This window comes from Pseudomonas lactucae, from assembly GCF_016937615.1.
Classification (GTDB): domain Bacteria; phylum Pseudomonadota; class Gammaproteobacteria; order Pseudomonadales; family Pseudomonadaceae; genus Aquipseudomonas; species Aquipseudomonas lactucae.
In genome coordinates this window covers 1-21,656 of the sequence record NZ_JAFHKI010000017.1, presented here as the reverse complement: position 1 = coordinate 21,656, position 21,656 = coordinate 1, and the positions used below count along the sequence as shown (strand labels likewise).

Below are 21,656 nucleotides of genomic sequence, written 5' to 3'. Positions count from 1 at the left end.
ACTCAATACCCATCCATGCAACAGCTTCATACATTTGCTCCTCCCTGACATGCACGCAGTCTAGGTCAGCGAGATTAAATTGCCACTGCGGCCAATCGGACAAATCTTTGATTTGTGTAGGCCTTCACCCTCGCTTTTGTCGGATCAGGCTATTATTGACGCCCTCCATGGACTCAGGATCAAGGACACGTCATGCGCATCGGTTTTCTGTCACCCCTGGCACTGGCATTGCTGGCCGCTATTTCATTGCAGGCACAGGCCAGTTCCGACGATACCTGCTACCCCGACTGGCGGGTTTCGCGCGACCGTCTCGATACCTGCAGCAACCAGCCCTTCCTCAGTCCAGGCAACGACAGCCGTGTAAACCTGCGCCTGTTGCTGGCCGACAAAAAAGTCGCACCGTTGGCCCCCGACGCCTTGAACGACGATGACCTGTCCCAGGGTTTTGGCCCGGTGCCGTTTCCGGTGTATATCCTTAACCGCGCCGCCAACGCAGAGACCGAACCCGACTCGGACGACGCGCCAACCGTCGAACTCGAGCCCCTGCTGAGCTCGCTGGGCATCACCCACGAAGCGTCAAAAACCGCTGGCGAGGCCTTCCTTGGAGGCGAAGGCAGCCGCTGCCGCAGCAACGACGAGAGCAGCGCCACCGCGTTTATCAGGCAGGTGATCAAGGCCGACATGCCCGCAGCGGAACGTCAGCTGTTGGCAAACGCGCGCGTGCAGTTGCTCACCACTTGTAACTGGGACGGCCCGGTGGTCGCCGAGCCGATCGAATCGTCCAACGGCCGCCTGCTGGGCACTTATCTACAAGCCGCCGCCGACTTCTACAGCGGGCGTTTCAGTGACGCCGAGCGTGGTTTTGCCGCCGTCAGCAGCAGTGAACTGCCCTGGCTGAAGGAGACCGGGCAGTACATGACCGCGCGCACCTCGCTGAACCAGGCGCAGGCCGAAGCGTTCGACCAATACGACATGCCGCAACTCGATCATGTGGATAAGTCCGCCCTGAGCGCTGCCGAAAAAGGCTTCCTCAGCTATCTGGAGACTTATCCACAGGGTGAATATGCAACCTCCGCCCGCGGCCTGTTGCGCCGCGTGCATTGGCTCGCGGACGATTCCGACAAGCTCTCCGAAGACTTCGCCTGGCAAATGACCGAAGCCACCGACGCCCAACGCAACGTGTCCCTGGACGCGCTGGTGGAAGAAGCCGACCTCAAGTTGCTGATGGTCTGGGGCGGCAGCGTCAAGAACCCGATGATGCAAGTGGTGACCGACCTGCGCTCGATGCGCGCCGCCCCCAAGCCGTCCTTGACCCGTGAAGACCTCGACGCGCAAAAAGCCACGTTTGCCGACAGGCCTGAGGTGTTCGAGTACCTGCAGGCGGCCTTCGCGCTGTACGTCGAGCATCAACCCGACAACGCCTTGAAGTACCTGCCGCAGGACGTGCCATCGAGCCTGGACTACTTCGCCTTCAGCCAACAGACCCTGCGCGCCTTGGCGATGGAAGCCAAAAACGACTGGAAAGGCGCGCAAGCCTTGTGGCTGCAGCTGTTGCCACTGGCCAAGCTGCCCTTGCAGCGCGATCAACTGGAACTGGCCCTGGCCATGAACTACGAGCGCAGCGGCCAGCTGGCCAAGGTGTTCGCCAGCGACTCGCCGATCAGCGCCAAGCAAGTGCGTTATATCCTGCTGCGCAACATCGCCGGGCCTGAACTGCTGCGCCAGCAGATCGCTCAGGCCAGTGACCCGCTGGAGCGCCAGACCGCACAGTTCGTGCTGCTCTACAAAGACCTGCTGCACCGCCAGTTCGCGACCTTCGCCGACGACTTCAAACAACTGCCGGCCCAGGCCTCTGAAGACAAACTGGGCACCAGCCTGGGCTACGTCTACAGCGGCGGCCAGGCGTTGAAGCTGTTCCAGTGGAACGGCGACAAAGCCGAATCCGGCTATGCCTGCCCGACCATCGCGCAAACCGCCGCCACGTTGCAAAACGACGCGAAGAACCCTCAGGGCCTGAACTGCCTGGGCGAATTCATCCTGCGTAACAGCCTGGACGGCATGCCGTTGGAACAGGCTCGCGCCGCCGGCAGCCTGGGTGCTACCGCATCGCAGTTCCAGGGTGAAACCTTCTCGCGGCTCGACGGTTACAAACAGGTGATCGGCGACGCCAAGGCGCCGAAGAACGACAAGGCCTATGCGCTGTTCCGCGCCATCAACTGCTACGCACCGGCGGGCTACAACAGCTGCGGTGGCAAGGATGTCGAGCCCGCCGTGCGCAAGGCCTGGTTCCGCCAGCTCAAGACCGGCTTCGCCGACACCGAGTGGGGCAACTCGCTGCAGTACTACTGGTGAAATACCTGTGGCTAGGCTTGCTGTTGCTGGCAAGCCCGGCCTTCGCCGCCGTCGACGCCCGCGACTACGACGCCTTCTGGCTGTGGAGCGGCGTTGCCCCCCAGCCGGTGCTCAAACAGGCCAAGACCCTGTATATCCTCCAGGGCCAGATCAACTCCACCCGCCGCGCGCCGCAGCGTGGCGTGCGGATGATCGCCCAGGGCATCAGCGTGCCGCGCCTCACCGAAGGCCAAGTCTGGGTGGTGTACCGCGCCCATACCCTGCACTGGCCGGAAGCGGTCTACACCCAACTGCTCGGCCAGGTGCAACGCTGGCGCGACGCGGGCAACCCGGTGGTCGGCATCCAGATCGACTTCGACGCCCGCACCCAATACCTGCACGACTACGCCGATTTCCTGCGTGACCTGCGCCAACGCCTGCCCGCCGACCTACGCCTGAGCATCACCGGCCTGATGGACTGGAGCAGCAACGCCGACCCCACCGCCATCGCGCAGCTCAAGGGCGTGGTGGATGAAGTGGTGGTGCAGACCTATCAAGGGCGCCACAGCATCCCGGACTACGCGGCGTATCTGCCGCGGATGAACCGGTTGGGGCTGCCGTTCAAGATTGGTTTGATTCAAGGTGGGGAGTGGCTAGAGCCGGGGTATTTGAAGGGGAGTGAGTGGTTTCGGGGGTATGTGGTGTTTTTGCAGAATCCTTGACGTTCTGACATCGGCGTTGAACCTGTGCAAGAAAGTGTCCTCTGTCCGCGGACAGGACACTTAGGTTTGGAGACTCATGAAAAGTCAAGACGTGCTGATCTTGTTCAAACCATTTCCTGGCCCTCGTTGATTGAGAAATTCTTAATTCCCTGGATTGGCGAAGTTGCAAAGAGTAAAGAGTTGATATCCGTGCTGAATGTCGGAAGCGTGCCGGTCAGCCCATTCGGCACTGACCCACCGCTTTCGCGAGCAAGCCCGCTCCCACGGTTTGACCGCGTTCGACTTCAGGACGTCAGCGCCTGGCCGTCTGTAACGGGTACACCGACTCCCAGCCGCCTCCCAGTGCTTTATACAACCCCACCATCGCCAACGACACGCCGGTAGAACTCTCCACCCACTGCTCCTGCGTCGCCAGCAATGCGCTTTGTACAGTGAGCACATTGACGAAATCCGCCACGCCTTCGACGTACTGGTGTTGGGCGGTGACCAGGGCGATCTGGTTCTGGCGCACGGCTTCGGCGAGGCTGTCGCGGCGCAGTTGGCTGGCGTTGTAGCGGGTCAGTTGGTCGTCGATTTCATGCCAGGCGCGCAGCACGGTGTGCTGGTAGGCCAGGGCCGCTTCCTGTTGTTGGGCTTCGCGCAGATTCAACATGCCTTGCAGGCGCCCGCCGTTGAACAGCGGCAGGCTCAATTGCGGCCCGAAGGCGAACGCGCGCGAGCCCCATGAGCCGAAATCCGCCAGTTGCATGGCCTGGGAGCCGAGACTGCCAGACAAGGTGATGCGCGGGTAGAAATCGCCCTTGGCTACGCCGATGCTGGCGGTGGCTGCGTGCAAGCGGGCTTCGGCCTGGCGGATGTCCGGGCGGCGTTCGGCAAGCTGCGACGGCAGGCCGATGGCGACCTGGCGCGGGGCTTGTGGCACAGCGGCGTCCTTGGACAGTTGCGCGTGCAGGGCCTGCGGCGGCTCGCCCATCAGCAGGCTCAGGGCGTTGATCAACTGGTCCTGGCGTTGTTGCAGATCGGGCAGGCGCGCCTTGACGGCGGCGACCTGGGCAGCGGCTTCGGCCACGTCCAGATCCGTCGCCACGCCGTCAGCCAGGCGCAGTTGCGAAAGCTTGAGGCTGTGGCGGGCGACGTCGAGGTTTTGCTCGGTGACCGCGCGGGTGTTTTGTACCCCGCGCAGTTGGATATAGTCCTGGGCGGTCTCGGCCAGCACCGATAACAGCACGGCGCGGCGGTCGTTTTCGGCGACTTGCAGGGTGGCGTCGGCGGCTTCGGTTTCGCGTTTTACACGGCCCCAGAAGTCCAACTCCCAGGCGGCCGAAAAGCCCATGTCCCATTGATTGAACGCGGCGCGGCCGTTTTCGCCGGAGGGGTCGCTCAAGCCTTTGCCGCTGTTGCGTTTACGCTGGTAAGCCCCTGTGGCATTGACCTCGGGATAACGCTCGGCGGTGGTCACCTGGCGTACGGCACGGCTTTGCTCCAGACGACTGCTGGCCAGTTTCAGGTCGAGGTTATCGGTGAGGGCCCGGCGTGTGAGGGCCGAGAGTTGTTCGTCGTGGAACACGTCCCACCAGCGCTCTTGCAACGGGTCGCTGACCGCCCGGCTGTCGGCCTGACGACCTTGGGGCTCGCTCCATTGCGTGACCTGTGGGGTTTGCGGACGCTGAAAATCCGGACCTACGGTGCAGGCATTCAGGCTGATCAGACTCAAGGTGAGCCAGGCAACTCGTTTCATTGCTGGGCCACCTCACGTGGGTGCGCGACCGGTTGGGTGTCGACACTGGCTTCCACCGACATGCCTACGCGCAGGCGTTCGGTCAGCGGCTGGTTGGGTTCGAGCACGATCTTCACCGGAATACGCTGCACCACCTTGGTGAAATTGCCGGTGGCGTTGTCGGGTTTGACTGCGGCGAAGGTCACCCCGGTCGCGGGCGCCAGGCTTTGCAGGTGGCCGTTGAGCAGTTCGCCATCGAGGCTGTCGACGCGTACCTGCACAGACTGCCCGGCGTGCATGTGGGAAAGCTGGGTTTCCTGGAAGTTGGCCACCACATAGGCCTCGGCCAACGGCACCACGGCGAGGATCTTGCTGCCCGGCGTCACGTAGGCGCCCACTCGCACTGCACGTTCGCCAACCATGCCGTCCACCGGCGCGACGATGCGCGTGTAGGACAGTTGATAGCTGGCCATTTCCAGTGCGGCCTGGGCACGCTTGAGCCCACCTTCGGCCGCATCGCGCTGGGCGGTGAGGATTTCTACTTGCTTGCGCTCGGCCGTCAGCACCGCCGTGGACTTGGCCAGGCGCGCGGTGGCCTGGTCGATGCGGGTCTTGGCTTGTTGCGCATTTTGCACTGTGCCCGCGCCCACACCGGCGAGGTGGTTGTAGCGGTTCAGTTCGTGTTCGGCGAAGGCTACTTCGGCGCGGTCTGCGGCGACGGTGGCTTGAGCCTGGGCGATGACTGAGCTTTGGCGCTCCAGGGTCGCGGTGGCATTTTTGAGCTGGGCTTGGGCGACCAGTGTGTCGGCATCGGCGGCCTGGGCGGCGGCGCGAAAATCGCGGTCGTCGATCAGCGCCAACAATTGTCCGGCCTTGACCCGTTGGTTGTCTTCCACCAGCACTTGCTTGATAAACCCGGCCACGCGCGGGGCGACGAGGGTGAAGTCGGCGGCGACGAAGGCATCGTTGGTGCTCTGGCGTTTGTTGCCCAACAGGCCCGGCGCAACCAGGTACACCAGCACACCAACGGTAAATACCGCGATGACGGAGACGGCCATTTTGTCTTTGCGTTTCATAAGAGGTCCTTGGGAGCTAGGTCGGTGCGCGAGGCGGAAAGATCCGCGTGGGCATCCAGAAAATCAGCAGGATCAGCGCCACGGCGACACCGCCCATGACGTAATAGAGGTCCGAAGAGGTGAGCACCACGGCCTGCACGTGCAGCCGATGGGCCAGCCCCGGCGCGTCGCCGTTGGCCAGGGGCGAATTGCCCAGACCGTCCACCAGTTGGGTCGAATGAAAATGCAGGCGCTGGGTAGTCAGCGTATCCAGCACGCCGGTGGCGACCACGGCGGCCAGGCCTTTAACGGTGTTGAACCAGGCCGAGGCGAACGGCCCATCGGTGGGTTGGATGCTGCCGGTGGAGAGCATCAGCAGCGGCAACACGGCCATGGGTTGCCCGAAGATTTGCAGCAGGTACAGGCCGTAAAAGTCGTCGCGAATCCACGCCGAGGTCAGGTGCGCACTGCCGACGCAGCACAGCGCCAGCATGCTCAAGCCGATGCCCAGCACCCAGCGGCAATCGACCCAGCGCAGGTTGCACAGCGCTGCCACCAGCGGCAGCGCGATCAACTGCGGCAGCGCCATCAGCAACATCACCGGCGCGGTTTGCAGAGGACGATAACCTTGGACCTGGGCGAGAAAACTCGACGGGATGATGATCACCGAGGTCAGCACCATCAGCACGCCCGCCAGCACGATCAAGGCAAACGACAGGTTGCGCAGGCCGAGCATCTGCAAGTTGAAGAACGGTATCGGCTGCGACCACTCATTGAGCATGAACAGCACCAACAGTAGGCTGCCGCCACTGAGTAAAAAGGTGATCAGGCCGGACTCGAACCAGTCCAGCCGATTGCCTTGCAGAATGCCGATCACCAGCATGCAGATCGCCGGAAAACCCAGCAGCAGGCCGCGCCAGTTGAACTGCTTGAAGCGCTCCAGGCGCAGCGGGTCTTGCGGCAAGCCGTAGGCCACGGCGGCCAGCGCCAGCAGGCACGGCGCCACGATTTGCCAGAACGCCCATTGCCAACCGACGTACTCGGTCCACAGCGCCGCCAATGGAGTGCCCAGGCTCGGGCCGAAGGTGGCGGTCAGCGCGTAGCCGGCCAGGCCGTAAAGCTTGACGTTGGCCGGCAGGAAACGCAGGGCTACGGTCATCAACATCGGCGGCAACGCGCCACCTGCCAAGCCTTGCACGGTGCGCAGCAGCAACAGGCTTTCGTAGTTCGGCGCGAACGGGCACAGGATGCCCAGCACGGTGAACAGGCCAATAGCGCACAGGGTGAAGCGGCGCAGGGAAAACGTCACCGCACACCAGGGCGCAAACGCCATGGCAGCGACAGACGTGGCGGTATAGGCCGCGACCAGCCAGGTGCCTTCGTCAAAACCGATGTACAGCGCACCACGAATGTCGGCGAGGGCCACCTTGGTGACCATCTCGTTGAGGCCAGACACCAGCACCGCCAGCAACACACCGACCAGGCCGATAATGATGCGCGGGCCGAACACGGGCGCAGTCATGGCGGCGGGTTTGGCTGCGGCCGCAAGGATGGGGGCGGCGAGGGAAGTCATGAACAGGTAACTCGGGATTGGAAATACCCGAGCAGTTTATTCAGGCACAAGCATGACAAAAAGTTACATGTTGGCAGGGTATAAGTGCGCCAAGCGCAATCCTGAATCCGTAACAAATGCCCTGCGGGAGGGGGCCGTGTGCATTCAAACGTTTGACGGTTGGGCTTCCAGCCAAGTGGCGTGGCAACTTTCGCGCATCGTCTCGCGCAGCCATTTGTGGGCCGGGTCTTTGTCGAAACGTGGATGCCAGGATTGGGCGAGTACCAGGGTCGGCAACGGGATCGGCAGCGCAAAGGCACGCAGGGGCAGCTTCAGGCGGTTGGCGCTGTAGAGCGCTCCTTGGGCACCGGCAGGATCAGATCGGAGTCGGGCAGCATGAACATTGCTCCGTGGAAACCCGGGGCGATCATCGCCACGCGGCGTTCCAGGCCCAGGGCGTTCAGCGCGGTGTCGATCGGCCCACGGGCGATGCCGCGCCGCGAGATGCTGATATGGGAATAGCTGGCGAAACGGGCGGCGGTGATTTCTTCGTCGAACAAGGGGTGGTCCTGCCGCGCCAGGCCGACAAACGTGGTGGAGAACAGGGTCTGCACCTTGACCTCCGGGCTCGCCGGCTGGGTGTTGCTCACACGTAAATCCAGCCGTCCCTCACGCAGCGCTTCGTCATCGGTGTCGCCTTCGGGCACGAAGCACAGCTCGCACAGCGGGGCCATGCGCTCCATGGTGTCGAACAGGCGGCCGCCATACACGCCGATAAAAAAGTCGTTGGCGCGCACGCTGAAGCGGCGGCGCAGGGTGCTCAGGTCTACTTGATCGGCCGAACGAAACAGCAAGGCGGCCTGCTCCACCACGTTGCGCACCTGGCCTTGCAACTCCAGGGCCTTGGGCGTGGGTACCAGCCCCCGACCAGCCCGCACCAGGATCGGGTCGCCCACCGCTTCACGAATACGCGTAAGGGTGCGGCTCATGGCCGCCGGGCTGAGGTTCATCCGTCGCGCGGCGCCCACCACACTGCCCTCGTCGAGCAAGGCGTCGAGGGCGACCAGCAGGTTCATGTCCGGTAGTTGCATGCCAAGCACTCGTGATTGTGGGGGAGTGAGCGGGATGCAATCGTAGCAGGTGTATCAGCGTTGCATGCCCCAGCGCTTCACGGTGAGCCGCTCGAAAGTGTCAAACACCAGGTTTTCCACGAGCAGACCGATCAGGATCACCACCGCCAGCCCGGCAAATACCTTGTCGGTGTACAGCTCGTTGCGGTTCTGGAAGATGTACCAGCCCAAACCGCCTTTGCCACTGGTGGCGCCGAACACCAGCTCGGCGGCGATCAGCGTGCGCCAGGCAAACGCCCAGCCGATCTTGAGGCCCGCGAGGATCGAAGGCAGCGCCGCCGGGATCAGGATAAACAGCACAAAGCGCATGCCCTTGAGACCGTAATTGCGACCGGCCATGCGCAGGGTTTCGGACACGCCGAGGAACCCCGAGTAAGTGTTAAGCGCCAGTGCCCACAGCACCGAATGCACCAGCACGAAAATCAGGCTGTTCTGGCCCAGGCCGAACCACAGCAGCGCCAGCGGCAGCAATGCGATGGCCGGCAGCGGGTTGAACATCGAGGTCAGGGTACTCAGCAGGTCACGGCCCAATTGGGTCGACACGGCCAAGGTGGTCAGGGCGAACGCCAGCACAATGCCGATCAGGTAACCCTTGATCAACACCACCAGCGAGAGGCTCACCTTGCTCAGCAACTCGCCGCTGAGCAGGCCCTCGTACAGCGCGTTGAAGGTCTGCAGAAAACTCGGCAGAAGGAGGTCGTTGTCCTGGTAGCGCGCGACGGCCTCCCAGAGGATCGCCAGCACGATCAGGATCAGGCCCTTGCGCAGCCAGCCTTGTTGCCACAAGCGTTGGCGCAGCGGCAGTTCGCGTTCCACCGGGACGCTGAGCAACGGCTCGAGGGTGATTTCGTATTCCTGGCGCATGGGTTGCCCCCTTAGTAAGCGATGCGGATATCGGCAAAACCCAACTCGGGTTCCGCAGCCGTGGTTTCATCGAACAACAAGCGATGAATCCGCCGCGCCGACGCCTGGAAGTCCACACCGCCAAGGCTGTGCAGGTCGTATTGATGGCTGTGGATTTCCGCGCGCACCCGCCCAGGGTGCGGCGACAGCAACAGAATGCGATTGCCCACCACCAGCGCTTCTTCGATGGAGTGAGTGACGAACAGCAGGGTGAAGCGCACCTCTTCCCAGAGCAGCAGCAACTCTTCCTGCATCTTGCGCCGGGTCAGGGCATCGAGGGCGGCGAAGGGTTCGTCCATCAGCAGGATTTTCGGCTGCATGGCCAGGGCACGGGCGATGGCGACACGGGCTTTCATACCGCCGGAGAGCGTATGCGGGTACGCATCGGCAAAGGCGCTGAGGCCCACTTTATCGAGGTAGTGCAGAGCGCGCGCTTCAGCTTCGCGACGCTTGAGGGTCTTGGATGCCAGCAGCGGAAACATTACGTTCTGCTTGACGGTTTTCCACGGTGGCAACTGGTCGAATTCCTGGAACACCACGATGCGGTCCGGGCCCGGTTGCTCGACCTTCTGGCCCAACAGGCGGATCTCGCCTTCGCAGGGTTTGATAAACCCGGCGATGGACTTGAGCAAGGTGGATTTGCCGCAGCCCGAAGGGCCAAGCAACACGTAGCGGTCGGCCGGGTCGATTTCGAAACTGACCTGATGGGTGGCCCGCACCACGCGCTCGGGGGTGCGGTATTCAAGGCTGACGTTATCCACCGCCAGCAGCGGCTCGGCGGTGTGCAGGTTGCTGGCCGTGTGGCCTTGCAAGGGCGCGTTCATCTCAACTTCCTTGCAGGGGCTTGGCATCCTGGAAGAAGTAGTCCTTCCATGACTCAGGCTTGTTTTTGATGGCGCCGACGCGGTAGAGGAATTCCGCCAGCGGGTAGGTGTTCTTCGGGGTGACGCTGAATTCGAACTGCGGGTTGTCGATGATTTTGAGCAACTCGGCGTGGTCGATCTTGGCCTTGGTCACACGAATATAAGTGTCGGCGGCGGCGCCTTTGTCGTTCTGGGCGAACTGCGCGGCTTCGCTCAGTGCCTCGATGAACGCCTTATAGGTCTTCGGGTTGTCGTTGCGAAATTTTTCAGTGGCGAACAGCACGGTTGGCGAGTTCGGCCCGAGCAGGTCGTAGGTGTTCAATACCACGTGCACATTAGGGTTCGTCAGGGCCTGGTCCTGGAAGGGCGGGTTGGAAAAGTGCCCGGTCAACTCGGTGCCGCCGGCGATCAAGGCAGCCGTGGCGTCAGGGTGCGGGACCGCAATGGTGTACTTGTCGAGACGATTGAATTCCTTGTCGCCCCACTGCTTGGCGGCGGCGTATTGCAGGAAACGCGACTGCACGGAAACACCCACTGCCGGGACGGCGATGCGGTCCTTGTCGGTGAAATCAGCGATGGTCTTGACCTTCGGGTTGTTGCTGACCAGGTAGTAGGGGAAGTTGCCCAGGGACGCCACGGCCTTGACGTTCTGCTTGCCGTGGGTGCGATCCCAGATGGTCAGCAACGGGCCGACGCCGGCCCCGGCGATATCGATGGAGCCGGAGAGCAACGCATCGTTGACCGCCGCGCCGCCCGAGAGTTGGGTCCAGTCGACCTTGATGTCGATGCCTTCCTGTTTACCGTACTTTTCGATCAAATGCTGATCGCGCACCACGTTGAGCAACAGGTAGACGATGCCGAATTGTTCGGCGATGCGGATCTCGCCTTCGGCCTGTGCCGCCGCTGGCGCGATCAGGCTGCCGGCCAGCAGGCTGATACCGAGTCCGAGCGTGGCGGCCAATCGCGCAAAAGGAATGTTTCTGGACATGGTCTTGCTCCGGATCAGAAAGGCGCATCGCCCTGGATGGTGGTGCGAAACAGTTTGCGACGCAGGTGGCTCGGGCAACCGGCGGCCAGGTGAATCAGCGAGCGGTTGTCCCAGAAAACCAGGTCGTGGGGCTGCCATTGGTGGCGGTAGATGTTGTGCGGCAGCACGCTGTGGGCGTAGAGCTGGGCCAGCAGGTCGCGGCTTTCGTCCTCCGGCAGGCCGACGATGCGGGTGGTGAAACCCTCGCTGACAAATAGCGCCTTGCGGCCGTTTTCCGGGTGGGTGCGCACGATCGGGTGAACCACTTCTGCGACTTGGGCAAGCTGCTCTGGCGTCAACGTCGGGCGCCAGTTGCCTTCGAATTTGGTCTCGCTATAGCGCACGGTATAAGAGTGCGCGGCGCTGCGGCCTTCAACGGCTTTGCGCAGGTGCTCGGGCAGTTGGTCCCAGGCTTTGTGCATATCGGCGAACAGGGTATCGCCGCCCTCGGATGGCAGTTCCTGAGCGTGGAGCATCGAACCCAGGCTCGGCAGTTCTTTATAGGACAGGTCCGAGTGCCAGAACTTACCCGCATCACCCAGGCCGATGGATTGGCCGTTTTCAAGGATGTTGGAGACGATCAGGATTTCCGGGTGGTTGGCCAGCAGGAACTGTTTAAGCACATGAATCTGCAACACACCAAAACGGCGGCTGAAGGCGATCTGCTGTTCGGGGGTGATACGTTGGTCGCGAAAAACCACCACGTGGTGATCCAGGTGCGCGCGATGAATGCGCTCGAAATCCTGGTCGTTGACTGGTCGGGACAGGTCCAGGCCGATGATTTCGGCCCCCACGCTGCCGGGCAACGGACGAACCTCGAAGGCTTGGGCGGTTAGGATCGCTGTTGGAACAGTAGAGGCGGCGGACATGAGTTCACTCCCGGTCGGACAGGAGAGTGACTTTATAGGTATAAGAATTTCATTTTAAATACCGATAGCGAATATCGATAGACACAAATGTTGCAAGATGACAGCGGTGCTGTCAGACCACCGAAAACCAGTGCGTGGGCCGTCAGAGCGGCGTGTTGAAACGCTTACAAGCCGAAACCGTGCCTGTTTGACAAGCTTATGGTCAGTCTCTAGTGTGCATTGGATCCAATTAGCCACCACCATTCCAATAAGGAAGGATAGCGTAACCGTGACGCAGAAGCCGACCCCTTTGAACAGCATCAAGGTCAGCGGGCCCATTCCCGCTCACCTGGCGCGTTCCGTGATTGAAGAAACCCTGCGCAATGCCATCCTCGATGGCCGCTTGCCCTGCGGCACCGCCATGCGCCAGCAGGAACTGGCCAGCCTGTTCGGGGTCAGCCGCATGCCGGTACGTGAAGCCCTGCGCCAGCTTGAGGCCCAGTCACTGTTGCACGTGGTCACCCACAAGGGCGCTGTGGTTGCACCGTTGATCGAAGACAATTCGGCAGAGACTTATGAGCTGCGGATGTTGCTGGAGTCCGAAGCGCTGCGCTTGTCGATTCCCTTGCTGACCGACGCCGACATCGCTGAGGCGGACGCGCTGATCTGCGCCCTGGAACAAGAAAAAGACTACACCGAGATTGGCCGTCTCAATCGCCTGTTTCACATGGCCCTGTATGGCAAGGCGCCCAACCAGCGGTTGCTTAAATTAGTGGAGCACGGGTTGAATGAGGAAGAACGTTTCCTGCGATTTAACCTTGAGGCGATGGGATTGGGCGAGACATCCCAGGAAGACCACCGTGAACTGCTGAATTTGGTAGCGCAAAAGAAAGTCGGTGAAAGCATTCTGACATTGCGCAATCACTTGATGCGCGGGATGGAAGTGATCACCACCTACCTTAATGGCTTGGATGTCGCCGGAAAGAAGGACTTGCAATAAGTTCCTTACTCCCCCGCCGCCAATCCTAACTGCCGCGGAACACTTTACTTGTAGGACAGTGTTCCGCACCTAAGAAACCTCCCACTTTTAATAAGCAACTTTCTGACCTCCAATATTATTTGGAAAAACTTCTAGTACATTCATACCCTCGCTAAATCGTTTAACCCGCTTATCATCTTCCATCACTAAGCCAGGCAGGCCAATTTCGCGTCTGCGCATAGTCTCGCGCTCTGTCGCCAGGCTGATACCGGTTCCCTTTTTTGCCGAACACAATAATCAACCGTGGATTCATTCTGCGGCCGCAACAACTTATAGGCATCAACCATGTACCCACCGTTACTTGAACAAAAGAAAATTCAACTGTGTAGCCACCCGCTGTTCCAAGAAATAACATCGCATCGAAAGTTACAACTTTTCATGGAAACCCACGTGTTCTCTGTTTGGGATTTCATGACCCTCGTCAAACGCCTGCAACAGGATCTGACCTGCACCCATTTGCCCTGGCTGCCCCCTGCCGACCCGCAGGCCGCACGTCTGATCAATGAAATCGTGTTGGGCGAAGAGTCGGACGAGCATCCCCGGCAAGGCCATTGCAGCCACTTCGAGTTGTACCTGGAAGCCATGGCCGAAGTCGGCGCCAGCACCGTGGTGATCAACCGCTTCATTGCGCTGCAGCGCAACGGCCTGGAAGCAAGCTCGGCCTTGCACAGGCTCGATGTGCCTGCCGGGGTGAGCCGTCTCGTGACGGATACGTTGCACATCGCCCGGCACGCCCCCACTCATTGCGTGGCGGCCGCGTTCTTTCACAGTCGCGAGTCCGTGATACCGATTCTGTTCGAGCGCATCCTGCACAGCGACGGGTTTGTTCATCACCAGGCGCCAACCTTGTGCAGGTATCTAAGACGCCATATCGAACTGGACGCTCAGAATCACGCGCCGGCAGCCCGGTTGCTGCTTGAACGCCTGGTCGGCGCAGACCCGACCTACCCATCACAAGCAGACGACGCAGCCCTTGCCGCCGTGGAAAGCCGTATCCGTTTTTGGGACGAGGTGCGGGCGTCGCTGCGGGAGGTACGTCCATGAGCATCGCCGACTACCCTTCGATTATCGATGACTGGGAGCGCAGGGCAACCATCCGCACACGCCCTCGCCGTGTGCTGGAAAACGATGACAACCTGATCTACCCGCTGTGTCGCCAACCCCTGGTACTCAGCGCGACCTTTCTGGAGCATTGCCCACAGTGGCGCGACTTCGTGCTGTTGCAGAGCTTCTACAAATTCATCAACGACGTAGTGATCTTCGAAACCGAGATCGTCGACAGGACCGCACGCCGCATTGCCAAGAATCGCTTCTCGCTGCCCTTCCCCCTCGCCTGTCGCATTGATGCAATGACGGTCGTGGTGGACGAGGATTACCACGCCTTGGTCGCACTGGACCTGCTGCAACAAACCGTCGCCATGACGGGCATACGGCCGCTCCAGTTGCCTGAGCAAATCGAACTGAGCCGCGCACTCCCGGCGGCACAGGCAGAGGCGCCAGCCCATCTGCGCGATGCCGTGGAACTGATCGGAGTGGCAATCGCCGAAAACACAGTCACCCAGGATGTAGCCGCGTTTTCCAAGGACAGCAGCGTCAAAGCCTCCATACGTGGCTTGATGGCCGACCACCTGTTCGATGAGGGCCGTCACGCACAATTCTGGACTCGGTTGGTGCGCCTTTATTGGCAGGCCGCGAGCCCGAATGACCGTGACAGCATCGCTCAGGTACTGCCAACGTTCCTGGCGCATTACCTGACCAACGACCTGCAAAAGAACTTCGATCTAGAACTGATCGAGCACCTGGGCGTCAGCACCCGCGTACGCAGCGCATTGGGCGATGAAATCAGGGCGCTCGCGTTCCCCATCACCCGTCAGCATCCGTTGATGGGCAATATCATGGCTTTCCTGCAACACAGCGGTTTGCTGCAAACGCCGAGCGTGGCGCAAGCGCTGAACAACTTCCTGCCGGTGCGGGCATGAAGCGCCTGACGATCGGCTGGAACGGTTCCAGCAAAGCCCTGGACGCGATCAGGCCGGTGCTGGAACAGTACGGGCACGTCTCGGGTAATGAGACCATCGACCTGTGGATTGATGATGGCAGCCAACCTCTTCCGGTCCATGTGGGCAAAACGATGTGCATCAGCCTGCGCCTGGGCGTGGGGCCCATCACTGAGTATGGGCTGCCCGCATTGCAGCTGCGCCTCTATGACCGTGACCGAGCTGTATTGGCCGTACTGGACGTCGCCGCAGAGCCCAGCGGTAATGGTCAACGAATGCGTCAACGGGTGACGAGCGCGCTGGTGGATTGGGTCGCGACGCAGGTCAGTTGTTTTTCACGAGACCTCGAATATTTCGCCATGACAACCATCGCCACCGACTGGCCCGAACAGAGCCTGCAAGGGTTGGAGGCGCTTGCGTTTTTACATCGATTCAACCGTACCTTTGACCCAGGACTAAGCCGACAAGCCCAAGTGCCAATGATCGAGCGTTTACAGGCGAGCCTTCAGGCCTTTTCCGAACGAACGGCGTTGAACATTGCCGGCAAGGCATGGACCTACCGGCAACTGCACAGCCGCGCAATGGCGATTCAACAGCAATTGCGGCCAGCGCTGGAGGGGCTCGAAACCCCAGCCGTAGTCGGCGTGTGCCTGGGAAAGTCTATCGAGCTGTATGCCAGTATCCTTGCGGTACTGGGCAGTGGCGCGGTGTACCTGCCGCTGGAACCCGAACAGCCACCTCAACGCCATCAGGCCATGCTCGAAGATGCGAGGGCCGGCGTATTGCTGGATGCCGGTCAGCACTCACTGCGCGAGCGTTTCATTGCGCTGGATGTCAGTGCTATCAGGCCACGAAACGCCGACAGCTTATCCGATCTGACGCAGCATCGGCCCGACCCCGATGCGCCGTGCATGGTGCTCTATACATCAGGCACCACGGGCCGCCCCAAGGGTGCACTGCTCAGCCAAGCCAACCTGGCGCATTTCACGGCATGGTTCGGCGTCTGTATGGCGCTGGACGAGCACAGTCGCGTTCTGCAATTTTCACCGTTGAGTTTCGACTCGTCATTGATTGATATCTTCCCGGCGCTGATCGCCGGTGCGCAGTTGATCGTCCCCGGCGAGGAGCAACGACGCGACCCTCATCAACTGGTGGCGCTACTGCGCCGGCAATACATCACTCATGCTTTCCTGCCGCCCGCACTGCTCAATATCCTGCCGCTGGATCAACCGCTTGGCGTCACTCACCTGCTCACGGGTGGCGATGTCTGCGAACCCCTTGCCATCGAGCGATTGGCCGGGCAGTGCCAGCTCCATAACCTCTATGGCCCCACCGAAACCACGGTGCTGGTGACTCACCGCAGGTTGCAACCGGCAGACAGCAACCGAAACATTGGCGTGCCCATCGCCAACAGCCAGGTGCTGATCCTCGACGACAACCTGCAACCGGTGGATGAACAGGTGCAGGGCGAGGTTTACATCGTCGGTCCAGGGGTGAGCCTGGGGTACGTGAATGCGCCTGAGCAGGCTGATAGTGCGTTTGTCGAGCTGTCGATACCCAGCGGCCAGGTTCTTCGCGCCTACCGCAGCGGCGACCTGGCTCAGTGGACACCTACAGGCATCCTGCTGGGCGGGCGGCGCGATCATCAGGTGAAGATCCGCGGCTTTAGGGTCGAGCCCCGGGAGATCGAGCAGTGCTTGCGCGACAGTCGGCTGTATCGACAAGTGGCAGTGATCATCGATCGCGATGACAGGATCCACGGTTTTGCCGCCCAACCCGAGCCAGGCGCCAGTATGCCAGCCCTCAAGCAACACGCACGGCAGTGGCTACCGGAGTACATGCAACCTGCCTCCTGGGTCGAGTTGCAAGGCATGCCACGCACCATCAACGGCAAAGTCGACCGCCAGGCACTATTGGCCATGGCGCTGCCGCCTCGTTCCGACCTACCTGTCCACGACGATGCAAACACTGAGCTTCAAGCGCAATTGACTCAGTTGTGGCGCGAACTGCTGGAGTTGCCCTCAGGTGCGTTATCCATCGATGGCAGCTTCTTCGATCTCGGCGGCCATTCGATTTTGCTGTCGACCTTGCTGCTGCGTGTGCGCGAGCAGTTTGGCCGTAGTTTCGCATTGAGCCATTTCATCGAAGTGCCGACGATCCGTGCCCTCGCTACGTTGCTTGAGGATGGTGAGCTACCGGACACCTCCTCCGCCCAGGCGCTTGAGGATACCCAGCGGGAGTGGACGATCAGCGCGCTGGACGAGGACCGCGTGGGGGACCCGCGAAAAATCATCGTGACGGGGGCCAACAGTTTCGTCGGCGTGCATATTGTCGAAGCGCTATTGGCGGGCGGTGCAATCGAAGTGGCCTGCCTGGTACGCGAGCAGCCGGGGGCGCTTGCAATGGCCCGGTTTACCCAGGCATTGCGCGAATACCGTCTGGAACATCTGGACTTGAGCCGCGTGCGGGTCTTCGCGGCCGATGTCAGCTTGCCGCGATTGGGCTTGACGACCGAGGCATATGAATCCCTCGCCAGGGAGTTTGGTGTGCTGGTGCACAACGCAGCACAGGTCAACCACGTGATGGACTACGCCTCACTGGCAAAGGACAACGTCGATCCCATATTCGAGTGCCTGCGTTTGTGCGAAACCCACAGCAAGAAAGTCTTGAACTTTGTCTCGACGTTGTCGGCTTCCAGCAGCATCGACACGCAGGGGCATGTTCTTGAGGAACCCGCCGCCGCGACGCTGCCCCTGTATGTGAGGAATGGCTACAACCTGTCCAAGTGGGTGGCGGAGCGGTTGCTGGGTCGTGCCGTCGAACAAGGCGCCTGGGTGAATATCCTCCGGCCGGGAAATATCAGTTTCAACAGCCGTAACGGTGTCTGCCGGCCGCATAAAAACCGCCTGATGCTGATGCTCAAGGGGTCTCTGCAATTGGGTGTGCTGCCTCGCCTGGAGTTGAACTTCGACTTGATGCCAGTGGACTTCCTGAGTCGCTTCATTGCCTTCCACTGCGCCAGCTTCCAACCCCATGAAAACGTCTTCAACTTGCACAACCCTCAACCGTTGAGCTGGGAACATTACCTGGACGCCTTCAGCGGGGCCGGCTACCCGTTCGAGCGGGTGGACATCAAGCAGTGGCAGCGGGCTCTGGGCGCCGTGGGTCAGGACAATGCTCTATTCGGTGTACTGGGCTTTTACCTGGATCACTTGGATGACGACATAGGAGACACGTCAATGATTCTTCATGGCAACGCACGACGCGGTGTTCAGAAAATGGGAGAGCAGTATCCCGAAAAAGACACAGAGCTACTCAGCAAAGGCTGCAACTACCTCAAGGCCATCAGCTTTCTATGAACCGCTTCAGGACATTCTTATGAAACCGCTGCAACCCGATACGTTAATCCGCAACCCGAGCAGCGTGCCGATTGTGGCCTCTGCCTTGGTTGATTGCCATGCCCGTCGGCTGTGGAGTGTAGTGGGTCAGTTTGCGGGCTTTGATGCCTTCATTCCTGCGCTTATGCACATTGAAATGATCGGCACGGGTGTGGGCGCTTTGCGCAAAAAAATTTTTCGCGATGGCAACTGTGTCGTCGAGCAACTCAATAGTCGCGATGAGCAGGCCATGCACATGACCTGGACCACGATCTACAACACCCTCGGCGTGGCGCGATTGTGGGCAGCGATCAGTGTTCAAGCACTTGGAGCACAATGCTCCAGAGTCACCTGGACCATCATTGCCGAGCCCATGGACGCCGCACAGGAGGGGTTTGAGCAGTTTGTGCAAGACTTCGCCAACAGCGCCCTGGAGAATGTACGACGCTTGCTGGCCAAGCCATAGGATCCTACTCCGTCATCAGCGGATCAGATTTTGAAACTGTCGACCAGTTGCTTCAACCGATTGGCCTGCTGCGACAGGGCATCGCAGTCCTTCAGGGTTTCGTTGAGATTGGTCACACCCTGCTGGTTCAACAGGTTGATCTGGTTGATATCGACGTTGAGTGTTTCCACCACCGCAGTCTGCTCTTCGGTAGCTGCGGCGACCGACTGGTTCATTCCATCGATTTCAACGATCCGCTGCGTCACGCTGATAAGGCGCTCACCGGCCTGGTTGGCCACCTGAACGCTTTCCTCGCTGGATGTTTGACTGGCATTCATGGTGGTCACCGCTTCGCGCGAGCCCACTTGCAGCGAGGTGATCATCTTGTGAATTTCTTCGGCCGACTCTTGGGTGCGATGAGCCAGGTTGCGCACCTCGTCTGCAACGACGGCAAACCCACGCCCGGCCTCCCCTGCACGGGCTGCTTCAATCGCTGCGTTGAGCGCGAGCAAATTGGTTTGCTGGGAGATGCCCTTGATCACGTCAAGAATGTGGCCAATGTTGTCGGTGCTGGCGTTCAGAGTTTCGATCTGGGTGCAGGACAAACTGATCTTTTGTGAAAGCTCAGACATTGCCAGAATGGTTTGCTCAACCACTTTGCGTCCATCGTCGGCCTGCTCGCTGGCGCCACTGGCATGCTGTGAAGCGTCGGCGGCGTTACGTGCGATTTCCTGGGTGGCTGCGCCCAGCTCGTTGATCGCTGCAGCGACGCTGTTGGTGCGGGCGCTCTGCTCATCCGAGCCGATGATCGATGCGTTGGAAGAAGCCATCACGCGTTGGGACAGATCGTGAACCTGGCGCGTTGCCGAAGACACCTCAGAAATCGAGGCGTGAATGCGCTCCACAAACTCATTGAACGCGCTTGCCACTTCGCCGAACTCGTCCTTGCTGGTGACGGCCAGACGGCGAGTCAGGTCGCCCTCGCCCTGCGCGATATCCTGCATGGCGACGCCCATGGTATTCAGAGGCCGTAACAGCACTTGGATCAGCAGGCTCAAGAGCACAGCAATTGCGACCACGGCTATCACCATGGCGATCAACGCAGAAGTCCGGAACTTACCCAAAGGGGCGTAGGCTTTTTGTTTATCGATCGACAGGCCGATGTACCAATCTGCCCCCGGCAAACCGCTGATAGGCGTGAATGACAGAATACGATCCTGGCCATTGAGAACGACGTCCTGGTTAACCTTCTCTATCCGCACGCTGGTGCCTGGGTAGATGTCCTTAAGGTTTTTCATCACCTGATCCTGATCAGGGCTGACGATGACTTGGCCATCGCCGCTGACCAGGAACGCATGGCCGATGCCACCGAAGTCCACGGAGTTGATGATCTTCACCAGGGTTTGCAAGCTCAGGTCACCGCCAACGACACCCAGCAGCTCGCCATTCTTTTTCACTGGCATGGCGATGGTGACGATCTGCCCACCCACAGCAGCCATATAGGGTGGCGTGAGCATGGGTTTATCGGCAGCCACGGCTTGCTTGTACCAGGGACGCTGACGAGGGTCATAGCCATCAGGCATTTTTGCGTCCGGGCGCTGGGTGAATACACCGTTGGTTTGACCAACATAGGTGAACTGGAAGTTCGAGGTGAACGCCGACTGATCGACCAAACCTGGAAGGTCCGCAGCATTGCCTTGGTGAGCAAAATTCTGCGTAAGACTTTCAAGGACCAGTATTCGGCCACTGAGCCAGTTCTGCACACTACTGGCGGTGAGCTCACCGGATTGCTGAATGGACGACTCCAGGTTCTGCTTGATCGTACTGCGCTGTAGGTAATCGTTGTAAAGCGTGAATAACGCGAAGGCTAGAACCACAACGCCTGACGCGGCCAACAGAATTTTATGGCTGAATTTGAGATTCATTTCATCGACTTCTTTTGCCAAATGGGGGGAGCGTGCCGAGAGGAACATTCCTTGTTCAATATAGACGGCTTAGGAGCTGCTCTATTTCGGTGCACGCATGGCTCATCAGGCTTTCGGCCACGTAAAGGTAAAACTTAGGTGATATCGGGAAAAATCTCTTTTCCATGTAAGAAATAGACAGGCGGTAGAGCTTCGCAGCGCTAAGTCGGGAGATCAGACGAGTACGGATCACCCCCTCAAAACGACAAAACCCCTGTCTGCGTCAGCAGACAGGGGTTTCGGAATTTAATCTTGACGATGACCTACTCTCACATGGGGAAACCCCACACTACCATCGGCGATGCATCGTTTCACTGCTGAGTTCGGGATGGGATCAGGTGGTTCCAATGCTCTATGGTCGTCAAGAAATTCTGTTTACCAGACCGTTGCATCGCAACGTGCCGGTTAAAATCTAGGACTTCTACAAAAACAAAACCCCTGTTTGCTTGAGCAAACAGGGGTTTTGGAATTTAATCTTGACGATGACCTACTCTCACATGGGGAAACCCCACACTACCATCGGCGATGCATCGTTTCACTGCTGAGTTCGGGATGGGATCAGGTGGTTCCAATGCTCTATGGTCGTCAAGAAATTCGGGTACTGAGTCGTGACCTGTTGGCCTCGCTTCAGCAAATTGGGTATGTGACAGCTGTCGGTGTTTTGTAAGCGTCGAACTTTCGGTTCA

General features: G+C 60.1%; 15 protein-coding genes, 2 rRNA genes and 1 pseudogene. 7 read left to right on the top strand and 11 right to left on the bottom strand.

Going from position 1 to position 21,656, the window contains the following annotated elements:
- Positions 1-192 precede the first annotated feature (192 nt).
- Both JWR98_RS04135 and JWR98_RS04130 read left to right on the top strand, forming a co-directional pair.
- Complete coding sequence (locus JWR98_RS04135) at positions 193-2,352, top strand: PA5441 family protein (protein ID WP_205489360.1); 2,160 nt, start codon at positions 193-195, stop codon at positions 2,350-2,352.
- Entirely contained in the window at positions 2,349-3,053 is a 705-nt protein-coding gene (locus JWR98_RS04130; protein ID WP_078730995.1) for a DUF3142 domain-containing protein, read from the top strand. Before JWR98_RS04135 ends, JWR98_RS04130 begins: the two co-directional genes overlap by 4 nt.
- A gap of 292 nt (positions 3,054-3,345) precedes the next feature.
- On the opposite strand, the gene JWR98_RS04125 is transcribed toward JWR98_RS04130, so the two are convergent.
- The 8 genes and pseudogenes from JWR98_RS04125 to JWR98_RS04090 form a co-directional block, all read right to left on the bottom strand.
- Complete coding sequence (locus JWR98_RS04125) at positions 3,346-4,791, bottom strand: efflux transporter outer membrane subunit (RefSeq protein WP_205489359.1); 1,446 nt, start codon at positions 4,789-4,791, stop codon at positions 3,346-3,348.
- Positions 4,788-5,846, bottom strand: coding sequence for an HlyD family secretion protein (locus tag JWR98_RS04120; protein WP_205489358.1), 1,059 nt, complete (start codon positions 5,844-5,846; stop codon positions 4,788-4,790). Before JWR98_RS04120 ends, JWR98_RS04125 begins: the two co-directional genes overlap by 4 nt.
- 16 nt (positions 5,847-5,862) lie before the next feature.
- The gene (locus JWR98_RS04115) at positions 5,863-7,398 is read right to left on the bottom strand and encodes an MFS transporter (RefSeq protein WP_078730992.1); all 1,536 of its coding nucleotides are present in this window, start codon (positions 7,396-7,398) and stop codon (positions 5,863-5,865) included.
- 144 nt (positions 7,399-7,542) lie between these two features.
- Positions 7,543-8,468: pseudogene (locus JWR98_RS04110) on the bottom strand (LysR family transcriptional regulator).
- Positions 8,469-8,522: 54 nt separating this feature from the next.
- On the bottom strand, positions 8,523-9,371 hold the full coding sequence (locus tag JWR98_RS04105; protein ID WP_078730990.1) for an ABC transporter permease: 849 nt from the start codon (positions 9,369-9,371) through the stop codon (positions 8,523-8,525).
- A gap of 11 nt (positions 9,372-9,382) precedes the next feature.
- Positions 9,383-10,234, bottom strand: coding sequence for an ABC transporter ATP-binding protein (locus JWR98_RS04100; protein ID WP_078730989.1), 852 nt, complete (start codon positions 10,232-10,234; stop codon positions 9,383-9,385).
- 1 nt (position 10,235) lies between these two features.
- The gene (locus JWR98_RS04095) at positions 10,236-11,261 is read right to left on the bottom strand and encodes an ABC transporter substrate-binding protein (RefSeq protein WP_205489357.1); all 1,026 of its coding nucleotides are present in this window, start codon (positions 11,259-11,261) and stop codon (positions 10,236-10,238) included.
- A gap of 14 nt (positions 11,262-11,275) precedes the next feature.
- Positions 11,276-12,169, bottom strand: coding sequence for a TauD/TfdA dioxygenase family protein (locus JWR98_RS04090; protein WP_205489356.1), 894 nt, complete (start codon positions 12,167-12,169; stop codon positions 11,276-11,278).
- Positions 12,170-12,437: 268 nt separating this feature from the next.
- Here JWR98_RS04090 and JWR98_RS04085 point away from each other — a divergent pair, with 268 nt between their 5' ends.
- From JWR98_RS04085 to JWR98_RS04065, 5 genes are all read left to right on the top strand, one after another.
- A complete protein-coding gene (locus JWR98_RS04085) occupies positions 12,438-13,148 on the top strand; it encodes a GntR family transcriptional regulator (RefSeq protein ID WP_078730987.1) in 711 nt (236 codons plus the stop codon).
- A 324-nt stretch (positions 13,149-13,472) separates the two neighbouring features.
- The gene (locus JWR98_RS04080; RefSeq protein WP_078743598.1) at positions 13,473-14,231 is read left to right on the top strand and encodes a DUF3050 domain-containing protein; all 759 of its coding nucleotides are present in this window, start codon (positions 13,473-13,475) and stop codon (positions 14,229-14,231) included.
- Positions 14,228-15,166 (top strand): diiron oxygenase, encoded by a 939-nt coding sequence (locus tag JWR98_RS04075; protein WP_078730986.1) that lies wholly within the window; start codon positions 14,228-14,230, stop codon positions 15,164-15,166. Before JWR98_RS04080 ends, JWR98_RS04075 begins: the two co-directional genes overlap by 4 nt.
- Entirely contained in the window at positions 15,163-18,543 is a 3,381-nt protein-coding gene (locus JWR98_RS04070; protein WP_205489355.1) for an amino acid adenylation domain-containing protein, read from the top strand. The genes JWR98_RS04075 and JWR98_RS04070 overlap by 4 nt, the downstream gene beginning before the upstream one ends.
- Before the next feature lie 19 nt (positions 18,544-18,562).
- Positions 18,563-19,027 (top strand): SRPBCC family protein, encoded by a 465-nt coding sequence (locus JWR98_RS04065; RefSeq protein WP_205489354.1) that lies wholly within the window; start codon positions 18,563-18,565, stop codon positions 19,025-19,027.
- 23 nt (positions 19,028-19,050) lie between these two features.
- On the opposite strand, the gene JWR98_RS04060 is transcribed toward JWR98_RS04065, so the two are convergent.
- The 3 genes from JWR98_RS04060 to rrf (JWR98_RS04050) form a co-directional block, all read right to left on the bottom strand.
- The gene (locus JWR98_RS04060; RefSeq protein ID WP_003170845.1) at positions 19,051-20,931 is read right to left on the bottom strand and encodes a methyl-accepting chemotaxis protein; all 1,881 of its coding nucleotides are present in this window, start codon (positions 20,929-20,931) and stop codon (positions 19,051-19,053) included.
- 289 nt (positions 20,932-21,220) lie between these two features.
- Positions 21,221-21,336: ribosomal RNA gene (rrf, locus tag JWR98_RS04055) — 5S ribosomal RNA — on the bottom strand.
- A 108-nt stretch (positions 21,337-21,444) separates the two neighbouring features.
- Positions 21,445-21,560, bottom strand: a 5S ribosomal RNA gene (rrf, locus tag JWR98_RS04050).
- Positions 21,561-21,656: the final 96 nt, after the last annotated feature.

Bases quoted from the DNA above. Each gene is read 5' to 3' on its own strand.
- JWR98_RS04135 (WP_205489360.1), top strand. From the start codon at position 193: ATGCGCATCGGTTTTCTGTCACCCCTGGCACTGGCATTGCTGGCCGCT.
- JWR98_RS04125 (WP_205489359.1), bottom strand. From the start codon at position 4,791: ATGAAACGAGTTGCCTGGCTCACCTTGAGTCTGATCAGCCTGAATGCC.
- JWR98_RS04120 (WP_205489358.1), bottom strand. From the start codon at position 5,846: ATGAAACGCAAAGACAAAATGGCCGTCTCCGTCATCGCGGTATTTACC.
- JWR98_RS04115 (WP_078730992.1), bottom strand. From the start codon at position 7,398: ATGACTTCCCTCGCCGCCCCCATCCTTGCGGCCGCAGCCAAACCCGCC.
- JWR98_RS04105 (WP_078730990.1), bottom strand. From the start codon at position 9,371: ATGCGCCAGGAATACGAAATCACCCTCGAGCCGTTGCTCAGCGTCCCG.
- JWR98_RS04100 (WP_078730989.1), bottom strand. From the start codon at position 10,234: ATGAACGCGCCCTTGCAAGGCCACACGGCCAGCAACCTGCACACCGCC.
- JWR98_RS04095 (WP_205489357.1), bottom strand. From the start codon at position 11,261: ATGTCCAGAAACATTCCTTTTGCGCGATTGGCCGCCACGCTCGGACTC.
- JWR98_RS04090 (WP_205489356.1), bottom strand. From the start codon at position 12,169: ATGTCCGCCGCCTCTACTGTTCCAACAGCGATCCTAACCGCCCAAGCC.
- JWR98_RS04080 (WP_078743598.1), top strand. From the start codon at position 13,473: ATGTACCCACCGTTACTTGAACAAAAGAAAATTCAACTGTGTAGCCAC.
- JWR98_RS04075 (WP_078730986.1), top strand. From the start codon at position 14,228: ATGAGCATCGCCGACTACCCTTCGATTATCGATGACTGGGAGCGCAGG.
- JWR98_RS04070 (WP_205489355.1), top strand. From the start codon at position 15,163: ATGAAGCGCCTGACGATCGGCTGGAACGGTTCCAGCAAAGCCCTGGAC.
- JWR98_RS04065 (WP_205489354.1), top strand. From the start codon at position 18,563: ATGAAACCGCTGCAACCCGATACGTTAATCCGCAACCCGAGCAGCGTG.
- JWR98_RS04060 (WP_003170845.1), bottom strand. From the start codon at position 20,931: ATGAATCTCAAATTCAGCCATAAAATTCTGTTGGCCGCGTCAGGCGTT.